24 protein-coding genes and 1 pseudogene are annotated in these 26207 nt (G+C 69.1%); 12 read left to right on the top strand and 13 right to left on the bottom strand.

Going from position 1 to position 26207, the window contains the following annotated elements; all coding sequences use genetic code 11:
- Positions 1 to 104: 104 nt before the first annotated feature.
- On the bottom strand, positions 105 to 632 hold the full coding sequence (locus tag AGRA3207_RS36920; protein ID WP_231331991.1) for a hypothetical protein: 528 nt from the start codon (positions 630 to 632) through the stop codon (positions 105 to 107).
- Between the two features lie 407 nt (positions 633 to 1039).
- Between AGRA3207_RS36920 and AGRA3207_RS36915 the strand changes: the two genes are divergently transcribed.
- Both AGRA3207_RS36915 and AGRA3207_RS36910 read left to right on the top strand, forming a co-directional pair.
- On the top strand, positions 1040 to 1660 hold the full coding sequence (locus AGRA3207_RS36915) for a hypothetical protein (protein ID WP_231331989.1): 621 nt from the start codon (positions 1040 to 1042) through the stop codon (positions 1658 to 1660).
- A gap of 366 nt (positions 1661 to 2026) precedes the next feature.
- On the top strand, positions 2027 to 2947 hold the full coding sequence (locus AGRA3207_RS36910; RefSeq protein WP_231331988.1) for a hypothetical protein: 921 nt from the start codon (positions 2027 to 2029) through the stop codon (positions 2945 to 2947).
- Positions 2948 to 2992: 45 nt separating this feature from the next.
- On the opposite strand, the gene AGRA3207_RS36905 is transcribed toward AGRA3207_RS36910, so the two are convergent.
- Positions 2993 to 3175, bottom strand: coding sequence for a recombinase family protein (locus AGRA3207_RS36905; RefSeq protein WP_231331986.1), 183 nt, complete (start codon positions 3173 to 3175; stop codon positions 2993 to 2995).
- Positions 3176 to 3531: 356 nt separating this feature from the next.
- Entirely contained in the window at positions 3532 to 4305 is a 774-nt protein-coding gene (locus AGRA3207_RS36900) for a hypothetical protein (RefSeq protein WP_231331985.1), read from the bottom strand.
- Positions 4306 to 4537: 232 nt separating this feature from the next.
- Between AGRA3207_RS36900 and AGRA3207_RS36895 the strand changes: the two genes are divergently transcribed.
- Positions 4538 to 5179 (top strand): hypothetical protein, encoded by a 642-nt coding sequence (locus tag AGRA3207_RS36895; protein WP_231331984.1) that lies wholly within the window; start codon positions 4538 to 4540, stop codon positions 5177 to 5179.
- 334 nt (positions 5180 to 5513) lie between these two features.
- Here AGRA3207_RS36895 and AGRA3207_RS36890 read toward each other — a convergent pair whose 3' ends face one another.
- Entirely contained in the window at positions 5514 to 8969 is a 3456-nt protein-coding gene (locus AGRA3207_RS36890; protein ID WP_231331983.1) for a hypothetical protein, read from the bottom strand.
- Between the two features lie 243 nt (positions 8970 to 9212).
- Here AGRA3207_RS36890 and AGRA3207_RS36885 point away from each other — a divergent pair, with 243 nt between their 5' ends.
- Positions 9213 to 9395, top strand: a complete 183-nt coding sequence (locus AGRA3207_RS36885; protein WP_231331982.1) for a hypothetical protein — start codon at positions 9213 to 9215, stop codon at positions 9393 to 9395.
- A gap of 95 nt (positions 9396 to 9490) precedes the next feature.
- Here the strand turns inward: AGRA3207_RS36885 and AGRA3207_RS36880 are convergent, their stop codons facing one another.
- Positions 9491 to 10564: a CHAT domain-containing protein gene (locus AGRA3207_RS36880; protein ID WP_231331981.1), complete on the bottom strand. Its 1074-nt coding sequence runs from the start codon at positions 10562 to 10564 to the stop codon at positions 9491 to 9493.
- A 100-nt stretch (positions 10565 to 10664) separates the two neighbouring features.
- Positions 10665 to 11302, bottom strand: a pseudogene (locus AGRA3207_RS36875) (Tn3 family transposase); the annotation flags it as partial.
- 14 nt (positions 11303 to 11316) lie between these two features.
- Between AGRA3207_RS36875 and AGRA3207_RS36870 the strand changes: the two are divergent.
- Positions 11317 to 11718 (top strand): pentapeptide repeat-containing protein, encoded by a 402-nt coding sequence (locus AGRA3207_RS36870; RefSeq protein WP_231331980.1) that lies wholly within the window; start codon positions 11317 to 11319, stop codon positions 11716 to 11718.
- A gap of 378 nt (positions 11719 to 12096) precedes the next feature.
- Here AGRA3207_RS36870 and AGRA3207_RS36865 read toward each other — a convergent pair whose 3' ends face one another.
- Complete coding sequence (locus AGRA3207_RS36865; RefSeq protein ID WP_231331979.1) at positions 12097 to 12795, bottom strand: DNA/RNA non-specific endonuclease; 699 nt, start codon at positions 12793 to 12795, stop codon at positions 12097 to 12099.
- Between the two features lie 480 nt (positions 12796 to 13275).
- Between AGRA3207_RS36865 and AGRA3207_RS36860 the strand changes: the two genes are divergently transcribed.
- From AGRA3207_RS36860 to AGRA3207_RS36845, 4 genes are all read left to right on the top strand, one after another.
- The gene (locus AGRA3207_RS36860) at positions 13276 to 14634 is read left to right on the top strand and encodes a hypothetical protein (RefSeq protein ID WP_231331978.1); all 1359 of its coding nucleotides are present in this window, start codon (positions 13276 to 13278) and stop codon (positions 14632 to 14634) included.
- Positions 14635 to 15854: 1220 nt separating this feature from the next.
- Positions 15855 to 16133 carry a helix-turn-helix domain-containing protein gene (locus AGRA3207_RS36855; RefSeq protein WP_231331976.1) on the top strand — a complete coding sequence of 93 codons (279 nt, stop codon included), beginning with the start codon at positions 15855 to 15857 and terminating at the stop codon, positions 16131 to 16133.
- A 155-nt stretch (positions 16134 to 16288) separates the two neighbouring features.
- The gene (locus tag AGRA3207_RS36850; RefSeq protein ID WP_231331974.1) at positions 16289 to 17314 is read left to right on the top strand and encodes a hypothetical protein; all 1026 of its coding nucleotides are present in this window, start codon (positions 16289 to 16291) and stop codon (positions 17312 to 17314) included.
- A 665-nt stretch (positions 17315 to 17979) separates the two neighbouring features.
- Complete coding sequence (locus AGRA3207_RS36845) at positions 17980 to 18249, top strand: hypothetical protein (RefSeq protein ID WP_231331972.1); 270 nt, start codon at positions 17980 to 17982, stop codon at positions 18247 to 18249.
- Positions 18250 to 18599: 350 nt separating this feature from the next.
- Here AGRA3207_RS36845 and AGRA3207_RS36840 read toward each other — a convergent pair whose 3' ends face one another.
- From AGRA3207_RS36840 to AGRA3207_RS36825, 4 genes are all read right to left on the bottom strand, one after another.
- Positions 18600 to 18920, bottom strand: a complete 321-nt coding sequence (locus AGRA3207_RS36840) for a MazG nucleotide pyrophosphohydrolase domain-containing protein (protein WP_231331970.1) — start codon at positions 18918 to 18920, stop codon at positions 18600 to 18602.
- Between the two features lie 104 nt (positions 18921 to 19024).
- Positions 19025 to 20065 (bottom strand): radical SAM protein, encoded by a 1041-nt coding sequence (locus tag AGRA3207_RS36835; protein ID WP_231331969.1) that lies wholly within the window; start codon positions 20063 to 20065, stop codon positions 19025 to 19027.
- Positions 20066 to 20100: 35 nt separating this feature from the next.
- On the bottom strand, positions 20101 to 20607 hold the full coding sequence (locus AGRA3207_RS36830) for a hypothetical protein (protein ID WP_231331967.1): 507 nt from the start codon (positions 20605 to 20607) through the stop codon (positions 20101 to 20103).
- Positions 20604 to 21197 (bottom strand): dTMP kinase, encoded by a 594-nt coding sequence (locus AGRA3207_RS36825; RefSeq protein ID WP_231331966.1) that lies wholly within the window; start codon positions 21195 to 21197, stop codon positions 20604 to 20606. Before AGRA3207_RS36825 ends, AGRA3207_RS36830 begins: the two co-directional genes overlap by 4 nt.
- A gap of 580 nt (positions 21198 to 21777) precedes the next feature.
- Here AGRA3207_RS36825 and AGRA3207_RS40425 point away from each other — a divergent pair.
- Positions 21778 to 22059 (top strand): pentapeptide repeat-containing protein, encoded by a 282-nt coding sequence (locus AGRA3207_RS40425; protein ID WP_420830839.1) that lies wholly within the window; start codon positions 21778 to 21780, stop codon positions 22057 to 22059.
- A 27-nt stretch (positions 22060 to 22086) separates the two neighbouring features.
- Positions 22087 to 22395 carry a hypothetical protein gene (locus tag AGRA3207_RS36820; RefSeq protein ID WP_231331965.1) on the top strand — a complete coding sequence of 103 codons (309 nt, stop codon included), beginning with the start codon at positions 22087 to 22089 and terminating at the stop codon, positions 22393 to 22395.
- A gap of 155 nt (positions 22396 to 22550) precedes the next feature.
- Here AGRA3207_RS36820 and AGRA3207_RS36815 read toward each other — a convergent pair whose 3' ends face one another.
- Positions 22551 to 23489, bottom strand: coding sequence for a hypothetical protein (locus tag AGRA3207_RS36815; RefSeq protein ID WP_231331964.1), 939 nt, complete (start codon positions 23487 to 23489; stop codon positions 22551 to 22553).
- A 249-nt stretch (positions 23490 to 23738) separates the two neighbouring features.
- Between AGRA3207_RS36815 and AGRA3207_RS36810 the strand changes: the two genes are divergently transcribed.
- Entirely contained in the window at positions 23739 to 25043 is a 1305-nt protein-coding gene (locus tag AGRA3207_RS36810; RefSeq protein ID WP_231331963.1) for a DUF5753 domain-containing protein, read from the top strand.
- 318 nt (positions 25044 to 25361) lie between these two features.
- On the opposite strand, the gene AGRA3207_RS36805 is transcribed toward AGRA3207_RS36810, so the two are convergent.
- Complete coding sequence (locus AGRA3207_RS36805; protein ID WP_231331962.1) at positions 25362 to 25988, bottom strand: hypothetical protein; 627 nt, start codon at positions 25986 to 25988, stop codon at positions 25362 to 25364.
- Between the last annotated feature and the right edge of the window lie 219 nt (positions 25989 to 26207).

Raw genomic sequence — 26207 nt, 5'->3', positions numbered from 1 at the left:
CGGCCTGCATGAACAGCGGCTGATCGGGCACCTCCCAGGCGGATCTCGTGACCGATCATTTTCGAGACATGAGCCTCGTGGTCACTGCGCCGGAAACGCACATGTCACCTGAGGAAGGCATAACTCGCAGCGCTGACAGCGAGGGCAGTGGCCGCTGAGAACGCCGCCTTCGAGGGCCACCAACTCGGGCGCGGCTTGTTCTGCCTGACCTGGAACTTCTCCAGTCTCAGATCGTCGGCCACTCTAGCTCTAAGCTCTGCGACGGCATTGCCTTCCCGCCAGGCCCCCTCAGCCTGCCCTCGCCCGATTCGATAGGCCAAAAAGGTTGTGATCGCCTCATAAATGCCCAGGACCCCGGCGATCATGTTCAAGTTTGCGGTGATCGCACTGACGTAGGCAGTCGCCAAGATCGCAGTCGAGACCAGGTAGTAGTTCGCTACCTGCAAACCTCTGTTGGTCCTCGCTTCATGAGCCGCCCATGCATGGTTCAACGCGGCGATCAGAAGATCGTTGGAGGCCTCGGGCTGGGAGGACGGGGAGGCACCTGGTGGGGTCACGGGGAAACTCTGCGACGCCCAGATGACCGCGTCAAACAGATCGACCCTCCACCAAGCCGGGACGATCGCGGCCACGGTGTCAAGGGCCGGGATTCGACATACTTCCCGTCCTCCAGTTCTTCCCGCGCGAGCGGTGATAGTCCGCTGGTCAGGAGCCGGACAAGTAGGTCTTGAGCTTCTCCCCGCACGCGCGGGGATGGTCCCCCGTAACCACCGGAGTGCGGGCCCGCACGGGGCCCCCTCAGGCGGTAGTGGTGACCTGCGGGCAAAGCTCGCCACGCGTGGCCCTGTGCTTGCACATTGCTCGCACGAACGGCTCCGCAGAAGACCTCACCCAGCCCCACCAGACCCGAGGCGAAATGCTTCGATGAGCTCCTGACCATCAGAAACTCTACAGACCGCCTAATCCGCAACCCACACCAAGGACAGGGAACACACTCACAACCCGGTTCCGCCAGACCCGCCGACGTCGCTTGATCATCTTGGGAGGCCCAGGGGCAGGCAAGACCACGCTGCAGCTGCAGCTGCACCTGCTGGCCACCCACCCCCCGCACCCTGACGAACCGGTCCCGGTCCTGCTCCCGATCGCCGACTGGGACACCGAACGCTTCCCCCGGCTGCACGACTGGCTCACCGACCGGCTCCTGGCCGACTATCCCACACTGCGCGCCCCCGGACTCGGCGAACAAACCGTGCGAGCACTGGTCCCGCGCGGCCATCTGCTGCCCGTCCTGGACGGCCTGGACGCACTCCCCGCACCCGCCCACACGGCTGCCATCGGCGCGCTGAACCGGTCGCTGAGCGCCGATGACCAGCTCATCCTCACCAGCCGCACAGCCGAGTTCACCACCGCAGTCCACCAAGCCGCAAATGTGATCACCTCCGCCACCGTGCTGGAACCCCGCCCCCTGAACCCAGCGGCCGCGGCGGACCACCTGCCTCACTGCCTGCCACCCGACCCCGGACCGGCCTGGCAGCACGTCCTCACCACCCTGCGCCACACCCCGCCGGACCAGCGCCCACCCGGTCACCCGGCCGCGGCGCTGGCCGACGTCACCGCGAACCCGCTGGGCCTATGGCTGCTAAAGAACGGTGTCCCATGAGGAAAACCGTGATGATCTAGAACGGTTTGTGGTGACTGCCGGGTAAGCCCGGCGTTGGATGGTCTGGGGCGTAAGGATCTTCGGCCGTGGGGCGGTCAATGGGTCTGGATGAGCTAGCACGGTGCCGCGCCGAGCGGATTAAGCCGCCGACGCTCAAGCGGGTCGACCGCATCGTCCGGTCGGCGCTGCGCACGGCTGAGCTGCCGGTCCGGCTATTGGACCCACGACATAACCCCCCGCCCAATTTTGATGAAGGAGATGCACGTGTCCCAGCATCATTGGTCACCGCGCGGGCCAGCTCACCGGCCGCCTCGCAGACGTCCTCGAGGTCATCCCCCGCATCCCGAACCGCCGAGGCGAGGATGGTTGCAATGGCTGCACACGCCGACAGGGTGCGCCATCGCGGTCGTCACCGGGGTAGCCGGGACACTCACCGGCGCCCTGATCCTCTTCGTCCTGGCACAAGGCTTCGATCCACCTGCCGCCAAAGATAAGGTGCGATCCGAGTTACGGCCCAACGGCGACCAGGACATGCGCTACACGGTCCAGTTCAACGACCCCGCTTACCAGATCGTGACACCCGCGGGCATCAACCTGACACCCCGGCAGCAGGACTACCTCAGAACCTGGCGATGGAGCTCGCTGAACGCGGACGCTAACGCCTACAACCTTTCCAGGCTGATCGAGGAGGTGCGCTCGGCGGGCGGAGCCAACCTGCAGAAGCTCAATCTGGTGATCAAACTGGAGGGGCGACGCAACCAGCCGCTCTTCGTGGATAACGTCCACCCCGTCAACATCAAACGCACCAAGCCCTACAGGGGCAGTCTGGTCAACATCCCGCCCCAAGAAGGCGGCGAGACCATAAAGATGATGTTCGACTTTGACCAGATCGATCCACGCGCCCGTGAGGTGTCCGGCCCCAAAGGGGGCCCATACAAGCCCGGCGACCTGTTCTTCAACAACCGCACCCTGACCGTGCAAGACGGCCAGCAGGACTCGCTCCTCATCCAGTCGATCACCACCCGGCAGGCCGTGACCTTCGAGATCCGTATCGACTACCGCATCGGTAACCGACCCAAGCACCTCGACATCAACAACCACGGAAGGCCCTTCGCGCTGTCCCCCTACAACTGTGTCCAGAGCGGCAAGAGGCTCGACCTCGGGCAGTGGCTGCCCGGCCGCATGAGCTACCAGGACGTATGGGAGTTAGGCATCGAGGCCATCGAGCACTCGACCACCCCCCGGAACCATCCCGGCCCGTCACCGTGGTGCCCAATCTCAAAATGATCGCCACGATCTCGGTGGATTACTACGGTTATCCACCCGTTTGCCTCAGGGAGCACCATTCTTAGGATCGCCCCAACTTGGTCGCTGGAGCGGGTAGCGGCGGCTGGAGGTGCCGGCCTGTTCCTCGAAGGTGACCAGGTCGGCGATGCGGGCTTCGTCCAGGACGAGGCTCTGCCGGGCGGTCGACTGCTGGTCGGCCGAGACCCGCTTGTAGATCAGGTTCGCCATTGGGGCCCTTCCGTGCGGGGATCGGACCCTATCTGTCGTCAAACCCCGTCATCGGAACGCTCTGCCTGAGCGTCCGCGTCGTGTCATTCGTCGTCATCGTCGTCCAGGCCGACGCAGAGACCGAGTTGGGCGGCGGTGGGAGCGTTGTGGGGCCAGTCGGGGTCTCGAATTAGTTCGGGGTAGACAGTGCGCGCGGTGATGGTGCGGTGGACGCCCGCATCCAGCATCGCTTGGACGCGGTGTTGGCCGTTGACGTATTCACGGCACAGCCCGTCGCGCTGCAGGATGATGGCGTCCGCGTTGCAGGCGAGGGTGAGCAGAGCCTGGCGCTCCCAGTCGGTGAGGGTGATGCCGAGCTACTGCTCCTCGAAGTAGTCGTATAGTTCGTCGTGGTCGATACCGACGCGGTTCGCCCGCCGCAGCAGCTTGATCGCCACGCGGGAGACTTTCCGCCAGTTCCCCTCGTGGTACCAGCAGCAGGCCGGACCTCGGCGGGGCAGGAAGCGGGGCATCAGCTGGCGGGCGAGGCGCCGGGCCGGGGTGATCCCGTTGGGCATGCAGTCGTCCTGCCGGAACGGGTCGGGTCGCGGCAACAGCGCCACCCACGCCGTCGAGAACCGGGTCTGTGCGTCGGGCTCGGGTGGGCGGGGGACGAAGCCCTCTCCGCGGTCGTCGTCGACGTCGGATTCGACCATGGCACGGATCTGATCGAGGGTCAGCGTGCAGTGCCCGATGTGGGCGGCGGTGATGGTGTGGGGCTCGGGACCCGCCGGCAGGTTCATCAGCATGAACTGATCCCAGCCGCGCCGCAGTTGCCGCGCGATCCACAGCGGGGGCTCGGTCTCGTCGGGGCAGTGCCGTCGCCAGATCTCGGCCAGGTACCTCTCGCGCCCGTTGGTCAGGCCCATGCCCTCACCGCAGGTCTGGATGACGACCGCGACCGGCCGCGCGCCGGGCGCGGTGAACAGCTGGAGGCGGAAGGTGCTGGGGTACCAGACGCCGCCGCCGACGGCGAACATGTGGTCGTCGATGACGCGGGTGCGGGGGTGGCCGTAACGGGCCTGAAGCTCGGCGGCGCGCGCGGCTCGTCGTGCCAGCCGCGCAGCGTCGTCGTTCGCCGGTTCCGCCATGTCAGTCCTGGAAGTCCTAGTCGTCGGCATCGAAGAAGACGGGCCGGTCGGCGTCCAGCAGAGTCTTCCACAGCAGGGAAGTCCGTACCCCCGCCACTGCCCTAGCCACTCGGCGTCGCGCTGGCACGGCAAGCCGTCCCTGCGCCGTCGGGTGCATTCGGGCTTCTACACTGAACGTGCCTCCAGCGAACACCAGGGATGGAACCTCGCCTCAACGGTAGAACGAGCGCCGATGCCAGCGGGCGAGCAGGCCGAGCAGCGGGCCCAGCACAACGCCGATCACACCCTGGAACTGGCCGAGCAGGTCACCGGGTTCCGCGCCGAGGCCGGCGAGGCGAACGCCGCCCGCGCCGCTGCCGAGCAGGCCGCTGCGCAGGCCCGCGCCGACCTCGACACCCTCCGGGCCGATACGCAGACCCAGATCACCGACCTGCGCGACCGGGCCCAGCGCGCCGACGACGCCGCGGCCAGCGCACAGGCGATGCTCCAGGAGCTGGTCGGCCAGGCCCCGCCGTCCACCGCAGCCCGGCCACGACGATGGCTGAGGCCGGGCAGCCGGGTACCCCCGGCAGAGCCCGGCGCAGGCGTGGGAGGAATTGAACCAGCGCCAGCGGCACTTATCTGCACGCGGTCTTCGACGCCGACCAGGCGGCCGAGGAGAAGGCACGCTCGGCCTGGAACGCACCACCGGCGTCCGAATGGCGGTGGTTACGACCCGGAGCGGTGCACCTGGACCAGCGCGGCCAGCAGCCGCCACTGCGCCATCGCGAGCAGCCCGCGCGGCTTGCGGACGGCATGGTCGGCCAGGTCCTGGTGGGCGCCGTCGCGGCGTGGTGGCTGCGGCGCCTGGACGTCGGGGAACAGCTCTGCGTAGCACGCCCCGTGCGTCTCGTAGTGCCGGCGACCGTGCGGGCTGAGCCGGCACCGGTGGTAGTCGGCCTGCTAGTCTGGGGCGCCGTCGGGTTTGGGTGTTCCCACAGCGACCCGCCGGACCGGTCGCGCAGCTTCAGCAGCGTGTTCCACGACGGCCCGAACCGGAGCTGTTCAGGCGGCTGGTCGCGGCTGGACCAGATGTGCTCGAAGCCGCGTTCACCTCCCTCGAACAGCCACGCCATCGCGTCCCACAGGTAGTCGCGCGACAGCAGCCCGGCCGGGGGCTTGCGAGGACCGGCCGATCTTCAGGTGGCGGACGAACGGGGGCTGGCCGATCACTCCAGGTCTTCCCACCCCCAGGGCTCGGCGGGGCGCCCATCATCTGATTCCCGCCCGAACCGATACCGCACCCTGCGATCACCAACCTCAAGAAACCCCTCGAACAAGCCTGCGGCTGGCAACAAGTCGGTCAGTGCAGCTACCTGCTCATCCGCCCCGACTCTCCGCAGCATCTCCAGCAGGGAGGCGACGGCGCGCGGGTCGTCGAGGGGGACCTGTGCGGCGGGATCACGGGCTACCAGCGCGGTCACCTGCTCACCCGCCCCAACCCCCCGCAGCATCTCCAGCAGGGAGGCGACGGCGCGCGGGTCGTCGAGGGGGACCTGTGCGGCGGGATCACGGGCTACCAGCGCGGTCACCTGCTCACCCGCCCCAACCCCCCGCAGCATCTCCAGCAGGGAGGCGACGGCGTCCGGGTTGTCGAGGGGGGCGTGCGCGGCGGCCCGGCCAGCCAGCGCGGCCACCTGCTCACCCGCCCCCACCTCCCGCAACCCTTGCAGCAGGTAGATGACGGCGTCCGGGCTGTCGAGGGAGACCTGCGCGGCGGGATCACGGGCCACCAGCGCGGCCACCTGCTCACCCGCCCCCACCTCCCGCAACCCTTGCAGCAGGGAGGCGACGGCGTCCGGGTTGTCGAGGGAGACCTGCGCGGCGGCCCGGCCAGCCAGCGCGACCACCTGCTCACCCGCCCCCACCCTCCGCAACCCTTGCAGCAGGGAGGCGACGGCGTCCGGGTTGTCGAGGGAGACCTGCGCGGCGGCCCGGCCAGCCAGCGCGACCACCTGCTCACCCGCCCCCACCCTCCGCAACCCTTGCAGCAGGGAGGCGACGGCGCGCGGGTTGTCGAGGGAGACCTGCGCGGCGGCCCGGCCAGCCAGCGCGACCACCTGCTCACCCGCCCCCACCTCCCGCAGCCCTCGCAGCAGGGAGGCGACGGCGCGCGGGTCGTAGAGGGAGACCTGCGTGGCGGGATCACGGGCCACCAGCGCGGCCACCTGCTCACCCGCCCCCACCCTCCGCAACCCTCGCAGCAGGAAGGCGACGGCGTCCGGGTTGTCGAGGGAGACCTGCGTGGCGGGATCACGGGCCACCAGCGCGGCCACCTGCTCACCCGCCCCCACCTCCCGCAACCCTTGCAGCAGGCGGGCGACGGCGTCCGGGTCGTCGAGGGGGGCGTGCGTGGCGGGATCACGGGCCACCAGCGCGGCCACCTGCTCACCCGCCCCCACCCTCCGCAACCGGTACAGCAGGGAGGCGATGGTGTGCGGGTCGTCGAGGGAGACCTGCGCGGTGGCCCGGCCGGCCAGCGCGGCCACCTGCTCACCCGCCCCCACCCTCCGCAACCCTTGCAGCAGGGAGGCGACGGCGCGCGGGTCGTCGAGGAGGGCGTGCGCGGCGGGATCACGGGCCACCAGCGCGGCCACCTGCTCACCCGCCCCCACCTCCCGCAACACCTCCAGCAGGAAGATGACGGCGTACGGGTCGTCGAGGGAGACCTGCGCGGCGGCCCGGCCGGCCAGCGCGGCCACCTGCTCACCCGCCCCCACCCTCCGCAACCGGTACAGCAGGGAGGCGACGGCGTCCGGGTCGTCGAGGGAGACCTGCGCGGCGGCCCGGCCGGCCAGCGCGGCCACCTGCTCACCCGCCCCCACCTCCCGCAACCCTCGCAGCAGGGAGGCGACGGCGCGCGGGTCGTCGAGGGGGGCGTGCGCGGCGGGATCACGGGCCACCAGCGCGGCCACCTGCTCACCCGCCCCCACCTCCCGCAGCCCTCGCAGCAGGGAGGCGACGGCGTACGGGTCATCGAGGGGGGCGTGCGCGGCGGCGTGTACGGCGGGGCGGTGATCGTCGGTATTCAGGGCATGCAGGTGCTTGATGAGCGTGTATGCCGCCGCCGGGTCGCCGTGGAGGGTGGAGTTCTTGTGGAGCTGGGTGGCGTCGCGGTACAGGCCCCGGGCCCAGGCGGCGTCCCCCAGCCGGCCCATGTCGGCGGGGTGGGCATGGGCGGCCGCGGCGGCCCAGAAGCCGATGGGCGTGATCTGGTGGTGGCGGGTGGTGCGGCCGTGCTGGTCGAGGTAGTCGGCCAGCCGGTACACCGGCCCGGTGCCGGGCAGCGGGGCCGCGGCGGTACGGCGGCCCCGCCGGTCGTTGCGGCGCGGTCGGATGCGGGTGACCGGCCCGCGGGCGCCCTTGCACGGTTCGCAGGCGTAGGCCAGGGCCTGTTCCAGCCAGTCGTCGCCCAGCCGCTCATACTCGATGTCGGTCAGGTACGCCGTGGCGGCCTCCTCCAGCAGCGCCTGGGGAAGGGCGTTGCGGTGTCCCATCCGGCGGGCGTCCATCGCCGCCCAGATGAGCGCCTTGGCCTCCGGCGGCGCGGCGGCCAGCCGTTCCAGCAGCGCCGGCCCGCCGGCCAGGTACTGGGTAATCTGCCCGTCCTCGGCGCGGTCGGCCGCCTGCCCCAGCCGGGCATCATCTCCGGCGGCCTGCCGCAGGGCGTCCAGGTCGGCGCCGGTGAAGGTCCCGGGTACCTCGATGAGGGTGCCGTCCAGCACCTGGCTCACCTGCGAACCGGGTTGGCGGGTCAGGTCGGTGTGGTGGCGGGGCCACAGGGTTCCCAGCACCAGGACCGGCGCCCGGCCCGGGTCGGCCAGAAGGGTGCGCAGCTTGGCCGCGACCCGCTCCCCTCCCTCACCGCTCAGGTACTCCTGGGTCTCGTTCAGCCACACCACCGTGTACGGGCCCACCCGCTCCAGGTCCCCTGCCGCCGCCTGGGACCGGGCCGGATCCAGCGGATGCCACAACCGCCACTGCTCGGGGCGGTCGCGTAACGGCCGCAGGGCCTCCCAGCAGGCCCGGGTCTTGCCCGCCGACGACCCGGCCACCAGCACCGCCATCACACTGCCCCCGCCGGCGGCCCGGCCGACGGCCTCGGCGAGCCGCCGGTCGTGCGCCCGCCGCACATACCGCGGCAGCACCGGCAGGTCCCCCGCCTGCTCCAGGGCGATCGGCCGGTGCACCTCCAAGGCGAACGGATCGGTGACCTGCGACAGCGGCCGCCCCGGCCGCAACCCCTCCAGCGCCGCCCGGCCCTGCCCGGCCTCCACCGCGGCGCGCGTACCCTGGGCGCGCCGGGCCGCCTCGGCCCGGTAGGCGTCCTTCCACCGCTGCGGATCCACCAGCGCGGCGACTCTGGCCCGGTCGGCCGGCGCAAGGCCGGCCCGCCCGGCCCGCGCCCCGACGGCCCGCACCACCCTGAGCAGTTTGTCGAGTTCCTGAGGGAACCGGTCACCGCGCAGCCAGCCCCCCACCGTCATCGGGGAAACCTCCGCGGCCTTGGCCAGGGCACGGTCGGACGGCTCGCGCCCCAGCCGGTCTGACCGGAACCGCGCCAGCTCAGCGATCAACGCCGCGAAATCCCGCTCCACGTCCCCGCCCGCCGAACCCGCCACCACCGCGCCCTCCCGTCCACCGCGCCCGGCAAGAGGCGTCCAGGCTCCCCCTCGGACACCCCGGGCTGTGCATCCCGGCCCTGCCCGGCACCCTAGAGCGCCCACCGGCCGGTCTTCACCGGATCTGTCCGATCTGCGATCGGACTCCTGCTGGACGCCCCCGCTGGACAGGCACCGTCGGCTTCACCCACCCGGCCCCCTCTCACGCGGGGCCATCCGCCACCAAGCCGACGGGAGCCAACACAGATGAGCCCGGTGCAGATCCTGGCCCTGCTGCTCGCCCTGTCCACCGCACTCAACATCGCGATCACCGCCGGCCTGCTCGCCCGCAGCACCGGCGCCGGCACCGTCAACGCCATCCTCACCGGCGCGGGCGCCGGAGCCACCGCCACCGGCCTCTACCTCGCCGCCGTCACCGCCTATCACTGACCACCAGCACGGCCCCCCGGGCCGGCACACCGTGCACACGACTCCGGACATCGACAGCTGAGGGTGTTTCATAGGCGGTCGCCTATGAAACGGGGTCACTCCGCCGGTTTGACCAGGACTGCGGTGGCGGGGTCGACGTCGTCGGCGTGAGCCAGCGTTGGCAGCTCGGCGCCGGCCAGCCCAGCCAACTCAAGGGCGGCTTGGGCAGACAGGTGGGCCGACCTGATGGATTGCCCGTTGGCCACCGCGGCGTAGAACTGCGCGGCGTAGGTGATGGCGTCGCCGTCCTCGATCTCGTCGGCCATCCCGATGGCGAACGGTGCGATCTGCTCTTGGACCAGGCGGTCGATCTGCGCGGCGGAGTTGCAGGAGTTGAGCAGGACCAGCAGCGGCGGATCATCGGTGGCCCGGACCGCCGAGGCGAATGCGCGGGCGGTGACTACCACTCCTTCGTGGTAGTCGTCGGTCTCGTCCTCGAACTCGATCAGGTCGTCGTCACTGTGACCGGAGAAGTGCACGACGTGTGGACGGTTCTTAGTGATGCCGTCCAGCAGGTCCTCGGTCGTCGCGGCCGGCCGCACGTCGAGTTCGACGTAATCGCGCAACAATGCCGATTCGACCGCGTTGCGGATGCGTTTCTGCTCGCGTCCGACGCGCAGGGCGCGCTCGCCGCGCTCGGACGAAGAGCCCAGCAGGAGAATCCGTAGCTTCTCCGTCTTGGGAGCACGGATGTCGCGCATAGCCCAGTCCACTTTCGCTTCCGTCTGTTCGAGGCGGTCATGCAGAGCCCGGTCGGCCGCTGTACGACGGCGTTCCGCCTGCTTTGTCTCCCGTTCGCGCCGACGCTGGGCGTCGTCGAGCTCGGCACGCTCGGCCTTGTCGAGCTTGGTCTGGAGGTCGGCTTCCTGTTCGGCGTAGTCGGTGGCCTTGCCCTGCCAGCGGTCGGCGTCTTTGCCCGCCTGCTCGGCTTCTTTCTCCCTGCGTTCGGCTTCGCGCAGCTTGCTGCGCGCGGTCATGGCGCTCTTGGCCTTGGACGCCGCCGATCGGGCTTTGGCCACCTCCGACCGTTTCCTGGTCTCCTTGCTGCGGTACTCGCCCGCCTTCTTCTGCGCGTCCAGGCGTTGCTTGCGCTTCCTCTTCAACTGGCTGCGGTACTGACTGGCGCTCATCGACCCCCCTTGGTCGTTGGTAGACGATGCTGCTTCCCGCAGCCGAAGGATATTGCTGACCACTGACAATTCCGAGCGGCCCCCACCTTGCGAAACAATTCTAGTTCTCTTCGGCCTTGTGGAAGGGACGGAGCCCGGCGGCGGGGTCGGCGCGGGTGAAGGCGTAGCGGCCCAGGAAGTTGATGTGCTCGAAGCAGATCGGGGAGAGCCGGGCGCACATGTCGTCGGTGGCGGGGAACCCGTCGGCGCGGATCTGTTTGACGGCGGCGTCCAGGTAGAGGGTGTTCCACCACACTACGGCGTTGAGCGCCAGGCCCAGCGCGCCGAGCTGGTCCTCCATCCCTTCGCGGTACCGCTGGCGAAGCTGCCCGCGGTTACCGAAGGCGATGCGCCGCGCCAGGCGGTGCCGGGCCTCCTGGACGTTGAGCTGGGTGCCGATCATGCGGCGGTAGCCGTTGTCAGCCAGGAACTGAAGCAGGTGCAGGGTCTTGAAGATCCGGCCGTAGTGGGCGAACGCGTCGCCCAGGCCGGTGGGGCGGCCGTCGCGCGACAGCATCCGGATCAGGTCGTAGGCACGGACCTGACCGGTGGTGAGGGAGCCGGCGACGCGCAGCATGTCGTCCCAGTGCGCCCGGATCTTGTCGAGGCGGACGGTGTGGCGGGACATGTGGTCCAGGGGCCGCAGGTGGTGGTGCGGGTGTTGGTGCGCCACAGCCGGGTGTCGCCCAGGTCGGCGACTAGGAGACGCGAACTTGCAGCACGCGGACCTGCGGGACGCGCACCTGCGGGACGCGCACCTGCGGGACGCGCACCTGCGGGACGCGCACCTGCGGGACGCGCACCTGCGGGGCGCGCACCTGCAGCGCGCGGCTCTGCGGGGCGCGAACCTTCGGGGCGCGGACCTGCGAAGCGCGAACCTGCAGCGCGCGGACCTGCGGGACGCGGTCCTGTGGGACGCGGACCTGTGGGGCGCGACCCTGCGGGGCGCGGACCTGCGGGACCCGGACCTGCGGGACGCGAACCTGCGGAGCGCGATCCTGCGGGACGCGGACCTGCGGGACGCGAACCTGCGGGGTGTCAGAGGGGTGTCGGAGGCAGAAGCCCGGGCGGTGGCGTTGGTGGACGAGGACACCCGGTTCGGGCCTGTCCCCTGACCGTGGTCAGGCAGCGGGCCCGCTGCGCCAGTGGCGGGGTACCGGATTTCCGGTACGGCGCCGGACCGGCGGGTCCGACGATGGGGGCGACCCATACGTCTTTCCTTCAGGCAGCCCGGAGAACACCAGCTCCACAGAGTTGTTGATCTTCTGCATGACCGACCGTGTTTACCGAGACCAGGGCGTCACCACCGACTACGCGACAGAGCCGAGAACCGTACAGATTTCACCGCTGCCGTCGGGGCCACCCCGCCCGGCGGGGCGTTCACCAGACCATGGCGGCGGCCCACCGCGGGTCCAGGGCGCTTTGAGTTAGGTGCGCCCGTCGGCTTCTCGATGGGGCGGAGGCGATTTTCTGCCGCCTCTCCCTGTTTCAGGTCAGGTGCAGCCGGCGTTCTTGGCTTGCTGCCTGATCGAGGTGGTGGTGGCGTTCTGGTCGCGGTCGTCGTTGTAGATGGTGGCGGTCAGGGTGTGGTCCTTGTTGGTCTTGGTGTTGGTCATGGCCAGGTTGAGGGCGAACTGGGTGGGGGTGACGTTGGTGACGTCGGCGGGATAGGTGAGGGTGACCGTCAGCGCGCGGACCGAGACCGATTTCTTGCTGACGCAGTACCCGGCGTAGGTCTCGTAGTTCTTGTAGACGCCGCGGTTGACCGATTGGCGTTGCGGGATCAGGTTGTAGCGTTCGTCGCGGCCGCCGAACTGGTTGCCGACCAGGTGGCCGCCGTCCCACTTGATGGGGTGGCCCTTGCTGTCATGTTTGGGCTCGCCCCATCCGCCCACGATGCCCTGGCAGGTCCCGCGCTTGGCGGCCAGGTGCTTGAGCGGGTCAGCGGTGGCGCTGACGGGGCGGCCCTGGGCGTCGGTGCGGAAGGTGAAGGTGCTGGGCTTGATGGTGTAGCTGTAGCTGTCGTTCTTCTTGTCCAGGAACTTGGGGCAGGGGTCGGGCGTGGTGGTGGCGGACGGCCGCGGTCGGCCATCGGAGGCCGACGCCGTGTTCAGGGCGGGGATGGTGAAGGCCGCCGCGGGGATCAGTGTGAGGGCGGCGGCAGCGGCGGTGAGCGGTGCCTGCAGTGTCATGGGGGTGACCCTTCAGGGTGTGTGGCGGGGACCCCCAGGACAGCACCCATCCCCCGGGACGTCACTAACCGTGTTCGTCATGATTCGGATGCGTGACCGGGGTGGATATGCCCGAACCGGTCACCACGCCCTGGCGGCGGCCCGGCGGATTCAGGTTCCGGGCCCCCGCCGGGTGGCTTGAGACGGCGAAACGCAGCGCCCGGCACTGTAGATTGCCGCGCCCGACGACCACCCCACGGTCAGAAATGCCTGTTTTGTTCCGCAATAGGCGTTACCGGCGGTGCAGGCCGGTGAGGGGCAGGACACAGACAACGGATCAGACACGACCGGACGGGACGCCGGGCACAACGGCGGCCTGGAGCGGCGGGCCCGGTCTCCCCGGCGCGAATCCGCGGACCGGGCTGCGCGGGCACCCGCGGCTGGGCGGCTGCGTCGGCGCCTCATCCGATCAGCAGTGCACATCCAAGAGGGGGCAACGTCATGACCAGCGTGATCCAGGACCGGGACCGGCAGCTGGCCGAGCTGGCCGCCGAGGTCGAGGCCGGGCAGGCCGTCCGGGTGCACGACAAGAAGGCCGAGGTGACCTTCGAGCCGTTGTGGTGGGGGTTCCACCTCTACCTCAACCGCCAGGCCGTCGCGCAGTTCCTCGCCGACATCGGCGGGATCAAGGACGACCTGAAGAAGGCGGCCAAGAAGAACAAGAAGGTCGCCGGGCTGATCGAGCTGTACATCGCCTCCCGCCAGCTGTGGGTGAAAGCCATCGACAAGGGCACCGGTATCCGCTTCACCTCACCCTGGCTGGTGCCCGGCGCGTTCGTGCCCACCGTCTGGGACGACGGGCAGGGCAAACCACCGCCACCGCCACCCGACCCCGGCGACACCGCGCTGTGGTGGTCGATCTGGGAGCGGGGCAAGGGCTGGAGCAGCGACCGGGTCATCCCGGCCCACCGCAGCACGCATGCGCCCGCGCTGGCCACCGACCGCGCCGGGTCCTACTACTGCGTGCACAAGGGCGGCCAAGGCGACGACCGGCTGTACCTGACGGTCTACCACGACGGCAAATGGTCCCTGGAGGCAAAGCTCCCCGACTCCTGCACCACCGATAACGCACCCGCGGTGACCTGGCACCCCACGCGCGGGGTGATCGTGTTGTTCCAGAAGAAGTACGAGGACCGCGTGTACTGGACCATGCGCCCCGGCCACGGGACGGGCGGCTCCTGGAGCAGCCCCGCGCGAGTCGACGACATCTGGGTCCAGTCCGGCCGCATGGCCGCCGCCGTGGCCGGCGACAAACTCGTCGTCACCTACACCGACCCCAACCTCCACGACCTGAAATGGACCCAGGTCGACCTGTCCTCCGGCAGCACCCTGAAATGGAGGACCCCCCAAGACATCGGACCCCGCATCTTCAACGGGCCGGCCCTGGCGGTCGACGGCGACAACAACGTCATCTGCGCCTGCCGCGTCAACAACATCACGGCGGAGTACTACAAGAAGCCCAACCAGGACCAGTGGACCTACGCCAAGACCCGTGACTCCTGGATCAGGACGTCCGACAACCCGCCGGGCTTCGGCTGCGTCGCCGCCACGACCTCGGGAACCGACTTCGCCCTGGTATACCGCGACGACACCACCGACAGCACAAAAAAGGACAGGCTCATGATGGCCACGACCGCCAGCGGCCAGTACATCACTTATGGCCTCAGCTTCGACGAACCCACCCAGATCCCCGGACGCTACAGCGCGGCCGGCCCTGCGGTGATCTACGGAACCACCACCAACGACCACGACCAGAAGACCAACCAGGTAATGTGCGTCCACCGCGGCCGCTCCGCCTGACCTGCGCCCTCACGGCCCAGCGCTCCACCCTTGGCCAACGCATGACCTGCGGGCCTACGCGAAGGTCACCGAGATCGCTCGCACAGCCACCTGGATCGACCGGCCGGGTCTGGCCGGTCGAACCGGTGGGCAGGCGCTGGTTCCGATTGCGGCCGCGTTCGGTTCCGGCCGGGCAACTTCAACCAGCTCCTACCACGCATCCCTGGCCTCGGCTGCAAGCTGCGCACCGGCCTTGACCATTTCGAGCTTGGTCCCCGGCGGTGCGCATCGCAGCAAGGGCGGCGGACGCCTGCTGCTGCGATGAGCAGAGCAGACCAACACGCCGAGAACCTCGCAGGCTGCTCCGACCAGCAGAGCACACACCCCTCCTGCTGCTCCGGTTATCGAAGCAGTGCTGCTGCAGTAGCCGGAGCAGTCGGCGGCACCGCTGCTATGACCATCGGAGCAGTTACTGCTCCGCTCATCACAGCAGGCTGCTCCGATGACCGAATCAAACTGCTCCGATCATCGAAGCCCACCCTCTTTCTCACCCTCTGCATCTCTCTCGAACGATGCGGGTCCTGGCCGACCGAGACCACGACTGGCCGCCTGGCGCAACGACATCGAGAGGCGCCTGCGGCGACCATCGAATCGGGTCGCGCGCCTCACCGGACTGCGCAACAGCCGAGGCCCGCCCGCGTCGCGGCATCGGGCTCACACACCGCCGGGCACCGCCCGCCTGGACGCACTATTCCGGCTGTCCGGTCCGCGCCGCGTATTCGAAACAAGGCATATTTCTTATTGCGCTGACAGCTCTGCTGACAATGCACCGGGTATCGTCGCAGCGTCAATTGCGATCCCGGCGACTCAAACCAGGCCATACGACGCCACGACCATTGCCGCCCAGTGAGGAACTCCCGATGACGGATTGCACCCGGGCAGGCCAACGCGCCGGCCTCCACGCCCCCGCCGCGCCCGGTGGCCTCGACCGCTCCGGTGCCCTACATGGACGCCAGGGGCACCTTTGGAACCGCTTGCCTCGATGCCACGCCGCAGCGCGCTCACCGGCCTGCTCGCAGGCCCCTCCAGCCGCCGCAGCACCAGCAGCCGGCCAGAGTCAGCGGCGCCGGTGAATCGCCGTGCCAGGTCAGAAGCCTCCATTGACACCGCCCGCTGAGGCAAGGAGGCCCGCCAGGAGGCGGGCGCCATGGTCCCGCGAAACGCTGGAGGCCCAGGGGCCGGTGATCGATGTCCCGACCGCCGCGTCGGTGCTGGGCATCGGGGAGTGGACGGCGTATGCGATGATCCGCCGCGGAGACTGGCAGAAGGACATCACCCCCATCCTGCGGCTGGGCCGCAAGATCAAAATCCCCACCGCGCAGCTGGTCGCCCTGCTGTACGGCCGCAACGCCCCCGGGCCTGCGGGTGAGGACCCTGGCCCGCCGCCATCCGCCACGGCCAGCTCCGCGTCCGGCACCACCGCTCCTCCTCCCGGTGACGTGCGCTCAACGGCGAGCTGACCTTGTTCATCCGGTGACCCGGACGAGCCCATGAAGCGCTCTGTCCGGCGCTGCGGGCCAGGCGGGCGCCGGACAGAGCGCGTTGCACGCAGCCGCCCCGGCGAACGCCTGCACCCGGTCTCCTGGTCATCGCACCAGCCAGGAGCCACCCCCTCGTGCCCGATGACAACGACCCGGCCCCCACCCCCGCGCAAGCACCCGGCCCCGCGCCGGTCAAGCCCTACCAGCTCTACCAAGACGCCCTGTGGGCCGCGGGCCCCCAACAGCTGTCCATCACCGAACTGGCGGTCGCGCTGTGCTACGCCGCCCACGCCCACCAATTCCCCTACGACCGGGCCTGGCTGACCGACCGGCGGCTCATGCAGCAGTGCAAGATCCGCTCAGCCGGCACCGTCGGCCGCGTCCGCCGGTCATTGGTGGCCAAAGGATGGCTGACCCCACTCCAGCCCGACACCGGTATGCCGCTGACCCCCGCGCAGGCCCAAGCGCTGCGGCACCAGCGCAAAACCGTGCCCTACCTGCTGACCTGCCCGGCCACACCCATCACCGCGGCACCACCGGACACCACCCCTGCGACAGCGGCGCACGCAGCACACACCGCGCAGCCCGCACCCGCCGACCCGCACGCCATGGCCACCAGCCCGGGCGCCACAGCAATCAGCGCCGCAGACACCCGCCGGGACACACCGCCCAGCCGACCCGGCCGTACCCACGATCCCAGCCCACCCGCGCCGCACCCCCCGCAACCCGCAACGGCCATCAGCGGCGCGGACAACCCGGGCAACAACGACGAACTCGCGGCCCTGACCACCCAGCTCATGAACGCCTACCACGCCACCGGACAGGAGGTACGCGCCGTGCTGCACGAGGCCGCCCGCGACGGCATCCGCAACCCCGTCGCCTGGATGAACAGCAACGCCGGACACCAGGACTTCGCCCGCCGCCTGGCCGCCCGGCGACGACACCACACCCCTCACCACTCCCCCGCGGCCAGCAGCAACCCGCCCCAGGTCACCATCACCGACTGCCCCTGGTGCGACCACCACGGCCACATCGACCACGGCGACTTCGTCCGCAAATGCGATCACACCACCCCACCGGCCCTGCCGCCCGCCGGCCCCGGCGACCCCCGCTCAGCTACCGAGATCTTGAACGAGCTCCGCAGAAAGTGGCACCCATGATCAGACAGACGGCAGACACCGCACCCCGGCACCGGGCCCATCCCAGCACACCGGGATCCTGCGCGCTTGTGTCATTGCTGGGCGATCTCGCGCTCAGCCCGCTCGGATCAGCAGGTAGTCGTCTTCTCCCCCGCCGGTGACAGCGACGAACCGGATCTTCGTGGCCAGGTCGATCCGCAGCGGGTCCCCCGCAGGCCTGGTCGCGCAAATACCCTCCGGGGAATCAGCCCGCGCACATCGACCGGCGCGGCGTCATCCCCCGGCGAGGCGCATTCGTCTTGGATGCCGGCCAGTCAGTCACCGTCGAGCCGACCAGCGATACCTGCGCCTGACCAAGGTGGCGGAGATCCGTCTGGACCCTCGAGCCTGGACCGGCTGGGTGCCCGGTCGCCACGCGCGGCGACCGTCCACCCAGCCCCTGATGCCCAGGGCAACGCAAAGCCTCCGATGAGGGCTGCAGTGGCGCCTACGCCACCACCTGTAGACGCACACGACGGACGCTGTGACGGATTGCAGTGAAGCGGTGACGGGCACCGAGTGGAGGTTGATAGATTCGTGCACGACACGGTGACGTCCCGGGCGCGTGCGGCTCCGGCCGGGTACATCCTGGCCGGAGCAACCGGGCTCCGAGCAGCCATTCTCCCCACGGGCCGTGTCGTACGCCGATGGCCGCGCTGGCTTTGGCCGCCGATCACCACCGGTGGTGTGCCGAGATCATCATGCAGGCGATCGAGGCCATCAGGACTGTGACCGCAAGTAACATCGCTGCCAGGCGCCCAGCAGCAGATGCCTGGGTGGGACGCACCAATCTTGCCCGGCTGCGCGGCCTGCACATCGACAACCTGTGCGAGGCCTGCGAGATGATCATGCAGTCCACTGCAGCCAGCCGCGGTCAGGCCGTGCAAGGTTGCAGGCGCCACCTGGGCCAACGTTGATCAGCACAGGCCGCCGGGTTGCTCTATTTTCGTGGCGAAGAGGCCGCAGTTTGACGTTTCCGCCATCCCGCTCCGGATCACAACCTCGGCGTCTCAGGCAGGTGCCGTCCCGGGTGTTCTGGCAGACAAAGGGGGAGACGATATCGGAACGTAACCCCCGGCGACTTCTCTCTGCCCGGCCCCCGCAGGCACAACAACGACAGTCTTCCGGCCTCTGCGAACATAACAGAGACGCGACCCGCAATCCGTGCGTAGCGGCCATAGCCCGCTCGCACCGCCCGCCTGGTCACTGGCGCTCCCCCTTCGGCAACGGCTCCACTATCTACCCTCGCCGGGCACAGTTCGCCCTGTCACCTCCATTGGCGGGTGTTGTTGCGGGCTTCTTTGCGGCGCAGTGCCTCTTCCAGGTCGATGCCGCTGCGGTTGACAACGGCCAGCAGCATCAACAGCACGTCGGCGGCTTCATCGCCGACGTCGGCGCTGCCGCGCCGCCGCACGTCTTGTGGCTGCCCGGTCAGTGCCCCGACCGCGCCGGCCAGTTCCCCGACCTCCTCGCACAGCTTGAGGCATTGCGACTCGGCCGAACGCCCGTCGAACCCGCGTTCGGCTTCGAGTTTGGCCACGTAGCTTTGCAGGTCGCGCAGTGACGCGTTCTGGGTTAAGGGGTCCATGCCCAATGCCACCCCATGTGGTCGGCGGGACGAGTGGGGTGCCGAGGCTAGCAGCCGATCATGGGCGGCCGCTGCCGTTGGCGGCGGCTTGGACTTGGTCGCACTCAGTCCAGGACCATCATGGTCCTTTCCAGGTATTTGTCCAGGTGAGCCGCTTTGTAGGGGTAGCTGGCCCATAACTGCTGCACGGTCTGGGTGTGCAGGTCGGCAAAGGGCGCGATGCACTCGGGGTTCGGCCAGACCGGGGAGGCGACGGCGCGTCCGTCCGGCTCGATCAAGATCGCGTGGCCGGCGCCGATCTTCATCCAGTCGGCGATGGTGATGCGTGACCGCCATCCGCATGCCTGCCGCTCGCTCTTCAGGAATGCTTGCAGTTCGCTGAGTTCCTCGCCGGTGGTGAAGTCCTCGAACAGGTTCCTGGAGTAGCCCTTGGGGATCGTGGTGAGGATCTTGACCTTCCTGGCGTCGAAGATGTCACCGGTCTGGCAGATGTAGTGGATCTTCCGCTTGTTGGATCCCATGTAAACGCAGATCACCGATAAGGGGATGCTTTCCTCGGCGACACGCCGCAGTCCGCGGATCACCATGTCGTAGTTCCCGCGGATGCGGTCGTGCGGGCCGCGCGGGCCATCCACGGTGATGTCGACATAGTCGACCAGGTCCCGTAGCCGCGCGGCGCCGTCCCGGGTGATCATCGAGGCGTTGGTGGAGAGCACGACCTGCTCGAACCGGGGCTGGCAGTACTCCAGGACCTCCCAGAAGTGCTTGTAGCGCATCGGTTCGCCTCCCGACAGGATGATCCGGCGCATTCCCGCGAGCTTGTCGAGCATCGCCAGGACCTCGGGACGGGTGCGCGTGGTGATACCGGGTGGCTCTGAGCAATAGCTGCAGGAGAAGTTGCACTCGCGGGTGAGCTGGAACGTCACCGACAGCGGCCGGTCCATCCGCTCGACCAGATCTGTGGTCTCCTCGCCGCCGGGGGCGGTGAAGCACTGCCTGCCGGCGTCGAACACCAGGGACGGCAGCGCACCCGCCGGTGGCGTGTAGGCGCTGCGCCGGTGACTGGCCGGCCGCGGCAGGTCCCGGGTTGCGGGGACACCACCTGCCGGGTGCTCGGGGACGGGGAGGGCAGACGGCTGTGTCATGGGGTGTCCCTTCCATGTCGGCACATCATCGCGGGTCAGGTCAGCAGGACCTCGCGCAGGCGTGGGCACGAGCTGAGCGCCTGGTCGGTGAGGGTGCCGGCCGGGCCGGTCAGCGGCACGCCGTACTCGCAGGTCAGCAAGGCGATGGCCACGGTGGCCTTGTGGCGGCCGATGCCGGGGAAACGGGTCAGCCGGTCCAGCAGCACGGCCGCGCGTGGCCGGCCGGCCCACACGTTACAGGCCCGGCCGCCGTAGTCGTCGACGAGCTGCCCGCAGATCCCGGTGACGTGGCGGGCCATCGAGACGGCGAACGGGTGCACGGCAGGCCGCTGCCGCATCACCCCGGCCAGCCAGACCGGGTCTGCCGCGGCGAGCGCGGCAGGGTCCAGCCCGCCCCGACCGGCCGGACCGGTGAGCCGCTGGGCCAGCCGCGCCGGGGCCTTCCAGGCGGTCTCGGCGCGGATCTGCTGGTTGAACAGCACCCCCAGTAAGAACGCCAGATCCCCGGCGGGCGCGTGCATGTCCGGCAGGTCGAGGGTCACTGCAGCCCCTCGAGGTGGGATTCGCACAGCCAGTCGAGCAGGCGATAGTGATCGGTCATCGTGGAATTATCGACGATGACTCTTGCCACGCCCTGCGTTTGCATCACTTCGGCGTAGTGGAGGTAGGCGGCCGTCTCCGCAGCGGGGTCCTGCCGCTGCAGCCGCGTCGCTCGCGCCCGGCCCGCGCGGCGGCGGCCCAGCTCGGCGGCCTGCACACACAGCACCACATTGACGCACGGCAGCGGGCACCCACGGTTAAGCTGCTCGACGACGCTCTGCTGGACACCATCGGCGGTGTGGAAGACATACGACGACAACAGGTAGCGGTCGCAGATCACGGTACGGCCCCGCGCCAACGCCGGAGCGATGACCTCGGTGAGGTGCCGCCGCCGATCCTCAGCGATCGCTGCCGCCAAGGCCACCCCCTGCAGCCGCTGCTCCTGGGACACATCGAACGCCGGTGTCGGCTCCTTGGTCAGCACCGGCGCCCCCACGCACGCCCCCAGCCTGGCGGCCAACGCTGTGACCAGCGTTGTCTTCCCGGCCGCCTTCGGGCCCTCCAACGCGATGAACCGGGCATCGGCCAACATGCACCTCCGCATGAACGAAGGGCGACTTGTGCTGACTTCAGATTGTCCCGACAAGGACCGGCCCGGATCCTCTAACCTGCCGGACAGATTCGTCAGACCCGCGATGATTCGCCAGCGGTTTCCGATCCGCAATACGCCCTGCGATCTCTCCGGGAACCGACCCCAAAGTCCCGGGCCGCCGGATATTGCGCTCCTTCCAGCGCTTGGGTCGCATCTGAGCAGGGGTCCAGGCCACCCGGGTATCCCAGTTGCACCAAGCCGCAAAGACCTTCAGGTCCGCAGACGACGCTGCAGGATCCGTCCCGCAGCCGAGACGGTGAGGCTCACGGCCTGGACGGCCGTCCTGGCCCTGCAACGGCATCGGGCCAGGACCGGCCGCACCGAGCCGATGCCGTGCGCTCCGGAACGGCGCGGCCCTACGGTCGGTGCGTGCGAACCACGGCAGGACGGCGGATGGCTGATGGCTGAGGAGACCGCGCCCGGCCCAGCCGGGGAACGCATCCACCCCTACGCCGACTTGACCGGCGCACACTTGAGGGAATGAACCTGGACGGCGCGGACCTGACCGGCGCAGTCCTCAGTGGCGAACCTGTATGAGGCGCGTCTGAGACACGCCAGCCTGACCGGTGCGGACCTGACCGGCGCAAACCTGGTCCATGCCATCTTGCACGGCGCGGTGTGGGTCGGCGCGGCCTTGACCGGCGCAAACCTGGGCGGCGCGGATCTGAGCCAGGCGGATCTGACCGGTGCGGACTTGACCCGGCAGCTCCGCGGGGTGCCGCGGACACAGCCACTCAGGATGCGTGTGTCGGGTGCGTGCGGCTCAGCCCGGCTAACGTCTCCTCGGAGCCCCGCCCGGTAGCCAGCTCCGTAATTTCGGAGGCCCGCGATGCGGATCAGGAAGCACGCTCACGCCGAGTACGCCCGGCAGGTCGTCATGGTCCTCGCCGACCACTTCCCCGAGCTGATGGCCGATCGGCTGCTCGGCGATGTCATCGGTGACGCGGTCGCCCGGTATGCCGGTGATCCTGGCGGCCGCCTGGAATGCATTGTCGACAGCGCCACCGTCGCGAACTGGCGGTTGCGGCCGGAGCGCACCCGGCCGGGCCGGGTGCGTATCGCCTGCTACCGGCTCGACCCGACCGCCGCCGACCGCGACCGCGAGCAGGCGATCAACGCCCGGCTCGCCCAGCTGTGACCCCGCAGGCGGCCCAGCTGCCCTGGCCCCTGTACCCGGCGTGGTGGATTGCCCTGACCTCGCAGGTCGTTTCGAGCAGTCGACTTTGCTGGTGCAGTGTCGTCGGCAACCCACGGGTCACCAACACACCGTCGATGTGAGCCTGCCGGGTGCGTTCAACACAGACCGGGCCGAGGAGGGCGGTCCGGGTCGTCAAGACGGGGCCGGTGCCCCGCGGTGCAGGCCGGGGGGAGCCAGAGGTGTCCGCGGGTGCGGGTCTCTTTGTGCTCGATGGTGAGGGGGCGGTAGGCGGCGGTGTTGATGCGCCCGGACGCTGCCGCCTGGTGGTAGAGCTGCTGGGAGACCAGCATGCCCAGGTCGGCGTCGGTGGCGGCGAGGTGCTGTTTGAAGGCGGGCGCCTCCAGCAGCCGGAACAGGTGCGTCAGCGGCTGGCCGAGGACGCCGTGGCCGTCGAACTCCACGACGCCGCAGTGCACCGCCATCCGCAGCCGGATCCGGCCCAGTTCGCTGGCCAGCCGGTTGGAGCGGCGCAGCAGGGCGGTGAGGTGGTGGGCCAGCGGGTCCAGGGACCTGGTGGGGCACACCTGGGGCGGGGTGACGATCAGGGCCCCGTCGCCGCGGTCCTCGCGGTGGGAGGCCAGCCAGGGCAGCCTGGACATCTCAAAAGCGTCCTGCAGGTGCTCATACAGGTGCTTGCGCAGGTACCGCTGGGCGTCTGCGTCGCGTCGCAGGTCACCGAAGCAGGGGATGTCGACGGCGATGAGAGTGGTGTGCATCGTGGGGGGTCGCTCGCTCGGCTGGTCGAAGGTGCGGGTGGACAGGAGAGGGCCGCGGGCCGGCCGCCGTGATGGCGGGCTCGTCTGCGGACTGGGCGCAGGACGGGTTTCCAGCATCGAGTCATCGGCCCAGAAATCCTCGAGCTGGCGGGCGCTGAGCTGCTCGATCGGCGCGCACGGCAGGCTCTTGCCGGTCCGGATGGACCAGGTGGTGATCAACGACAGTGCGGCCCGGGCGTCGTCCAGGCAGTCCGCGCCCGTCTGGACATCGGTGCAGCTGATGAGGCGCTGAAGCGGTGATGCGGCGCGCCGCGACATCATTTGTCCTTTCACGGTGATTGTGTGCATTTGCCGCACAGGATCTTCGGCGGCATGCGTGCGGTGGAACCACTGTGATGGCTGCCAAAGATCACTGCGCTCTGCTTGCTGTTTCCCGGATGGCCTCCGGATATACCCTGTGGTATCCGGGAGGTGTCCGGGAATACGGGACAACCGGGTGTTCGCTTGAAATCGGAGCGCGCAGGCAGGTTGGGTGTGAGCCCAGCAGGGTCGGCAGGTTTGTGTCATGTGACCTGCTTCAAGCAGCGGGACTGCCACTACGTTCGATGGCATCGGCGGGCGGCAGCTGAGATCGAACGGAACACCGACATGGCGAAAGATGATCGCGTCAAGCTGCGCTATGCAGTGGTGACGCTGCTGCAACGAGATCATCGCAAAGCCGACGAGCCTACATTCATCTACATCGAGCAGGTTTCCGCCGATATGGCCGACGCCGGGGTCATGGTGGACGGTGTCAAGATCGAGCGGGTGGCCCGGTCGACGGCCAACGATCTCTTGCGCGAGGTCCACTCCAGCCGACCGCGTTGGAAGCTGGTCTTGCGCATGTGGGCGGTGCTGCACCACATCGCAGACCAGCACCAGCTCGATACCCGCGCCCTGAGCACTCTGGCGGAGCTGCGTCGCTGCTACCACCAGCCGGCCCGGCCCCGGGCCGACGACGGCCAACCCGACCAGCCCGAGCAGCCCGCGACATCAGCGTCGGCGCACATCCGGCGTCCGTGCTCCACTGCACCGCACCCGCTGCACGGGGCGTGCAGGTCCCTGGAGCCGACGCCGGTGCGCGTCGGCGATCAGCCCGGCGAGGGATCCGGTTGCGGCACCGATCTCCTCGATCCGCTCACGATAGGCCTGGAATACCCGATCCCGGGCGGTGCGCGCGGTGCCGCCCGCCGGTTGCTCGCCCGCGCTCGCCAGCGTGGTAGCGATGCCTGGTGGCGCGACTACCGGCACGTGGTGCCGAAGTGGTTCGGGCCTCACCTGACGCTGGAGGCCGAGGTGAGCCTCCTGCGCATCTATGCGCCACGCCGCATCCCCGGGCTGCTGCAGACCCCCGACTATGCGCGGCATGTCATCACCGAGGATCTGCCCGCCTCCTGCGCCGATGACCTGGCGCACCGGATCGAGCTGCGGCGGCTCCGTCAGCAGGTGCTGCGCCGCCCGGACCCCCCGACGTACTGGGCCATCATCAACCGGCGGGCACTGTTCCCGGACGCGGTGCCCCCCGCAGTGCGGCGCGGGCAGCTGCGGCACCTGATCACCATGGCCTCTTTTCCGCATGTCACACTGCAGCTCATCGATGGGACACGGGCCGAAGAAGTGGTTTCCAGCGGGCCGTTCACGCTGATGCGGTTTCCTGAAGCCGGCGTGGGCGACATCGTCTATCTGGAGAATGACGCTTACGGGTTCTTCGGAGACGACAAAGAAGCCGTCGCCTCTTATTCGCTTTTGTTCAACCAGCTGGCTGTGAAGGCGCAAAAGCCAGACGTAAGCGTCAGTATCCTCCTGGAGATGCTCGACCAACTCACGTCGTAGCGCCTTACCGTTCTTCCGAAATGCTCCCCTGCCATACTTGATGACGGCAGGGGCCGTGCCCCAACAGCAGGGGCCCGTCAACGTTGCAGACCAGATACCGGCCATGCCGACATCTGGACGGGATCCCGCAGTGCGGGCGGCGGGCGTAAGTCGTAGTCGTTCCGGCGGAATTCGCCCCGGCATGCCCCTGCGCTGGCCTGTTCGACGACCACGCAGGTCTCGGCCGCACCGACCACCGCTAATGGGTGGAGTTGTACAACACCACCCGCTGCACGGAGAGATCGGCCAGATCCCACCCGAAGAACACAAAGCCAGCCACTACCAGCAACACCCGAACCAGGAGTAGGCCACAGCCAACCCTAGAATGTCCAAAGAACCCGGAGCGGTTCGGAATCGACCTGGAAATACGCTCGTGAGGAATATGTGCGCTCCAACGTAGTGGTCCCACCCTGATATGTCGATGAACGAAATGACGATGAGCACGAGTACCACTAGGGATGCCATCACCGAGACGGCCTGGGAGAGGCGCACCGCAGCCCGCTGGATGATGGCGGCATTCGAGTTCGCGCCGCTCGCCGAGCGCGTGATGCCAGCGTCTTCGCCTGCGGACCGACATCTGGCGGCGCAACGGCGCGTAGAACGCGGCCCAAGCGCCGAGCCACAGGCGCTGGTGGTACCCGCCCGCACCTGGACCAGCAGCCCGCACCCGGCAACAGCCAACAGAGCGGCCATGAGGATCAGGACCTTTCTGCCCGTGTCCTCGCGGGAGATCGCTATCACGATCAAGGACGTGTGCTGTTGGGCCCCGTCGCAGTCCAGGGCATACCAGTGCCCGAGGCGGGATCCGGCGATCACCACGACGACGAGGAGCATGCCGGACAGCGCGAGCAAGGTCACCCACCGTTCGGCGAGATTCTTGGCCAGTTCCCCGAAGAACGTCCCCACCGGCTATCTACCGCTGTCTCATCTTCAGCCGGGTCAGCCAGCAGATCGGCGCCGGGCCGACGGGGACACCGACGGCCGTTCGGCCGCATACGTCATAGTGACAGGCGAACCGCTCGTCGTCGCCGCCGGTCCGCTTCCCGGCAGCCCCCCGGCGAGAATCTGCCGAGTGCTCCTGATCCGCGCCCGAGAGTTCGGCAAGCAGTGACAGGACCGGCTCTC

The sequence above is a fragment of the Actinomadura graeca genome, assembly GCF_019175365.1.
Lineage (GTDB): Bacteria > Actinomycetota > Actinomycetes > Streptosporangiales > Streptosporangiaceae > Spirillospora > Spirillospora graeca.
This window is presented reverse-complemented; position numbering and strand designations above follow the sequence as displayed.

What these genes read in the sequence shown, in the direction of transcription:
- AGRA3207_RS36905 (WP_231331986.1), bottom strand. Translation starts at nt 3,175, where the DNA reads ATGGCGAACCTGATCTACAAGCGGGTCTCGGCCGACCAGCAGTCGACC.
- AGRA3207_RS36900 (WP_231331985.1), bottom strand. Translation starts at nt 4,305, where the DNA reads ATGGCGGAACCGGCGAACGACGACGCTGCGCGGCTGGCACGACGAGCC.
- AGRA3207_RS36895 (WP_231331984.1), top strand. Translation starts at nt 4,538, where the DNA reads ATGCCAGCGGGCGAGCAGGCCGAGCAGCGGGCCCAGCACAACGCCGAT.
- AGRA3207_RS36885 (WP_231331982.1), top strand. Translation starts at nt 9,213, where the DNA reads ATGAGCCCGGTGCAGATCCTGGCCCTGCTGCTCGCCCTGTCCACCGCA.
- AGRA3207_RS36880 (WP_231331981.1), bottom strand. Translation starts at nt 10,564, where the DNA reads ATGAGCGCCAGTCAGTACCGCAGCCAGTTGAAGAGGAAGCGCAAGCAA.
- AGRA3207_RS36865 (WP_231331979.1), bottom strand. Translation starts at nt 12,795, where the DNA reads ATGACACTGCAGGCACCGCTCACCGCCGCTGCCGCCGCCCTCACACTG.
- AGRA3207_RS36860 (WP_231331978.1), top strand. Translation starts at nt 13,276, where the DNA reads ATGACCAGCGTGATCCAGGACCGGGACCGGCAGCTGGCCGAGCTGGCC.
- AGRA3207_RS36845 (WP_231331972.1), top strand. Translation starts at nt 17,980, where the DNA reads ATGGCCGCGCTGGCTTTGGCCGCCGATCACCACCGGTGGTGTGCCGAG.
- AGRA3207_RS36840 (WP_231331970.1), bottom strand. Translation starts at nt 18,920, where the DNA reads ATGGACCCCTTAACCCAGAACGCGTCACTGCGCGACCTGCAAAGCTAC.
- AGRA3207_RS36835 (WP_231331969.1), bottom strand. Translation starts at nt 20,065, where the DNA reads ATGACACAGCCGTCTGCCCTCCCCGTCCCCGAGCACCCGGCAGGTGGT.
- AGRA3207_RS36825 (WP_231331966.1), bottom strand. Translation starts at nt 21,197, where the DNA reads ATGTTGGCCGATGCCCGGTTCATCGCGTTGGAGGGCCCGAAGGCGGCC.
- AGRA3207_RS36820 (WP_231331965.1), top strand. Translation starts at nt 22,087, where the DNA reads ATGCGGATCAGGAAGCACGCTCACGCCGAGTACGCCCGGCAGGTCGTC.
- AGRA3207_RS36815 (WP_231331964.1), bottom strand. Translation starts at nt 23,489, where the DNA reads ATGTCGCGGCGCGCCGCATCACCGCTTCAGCGCCTCATCAGCTGCACC.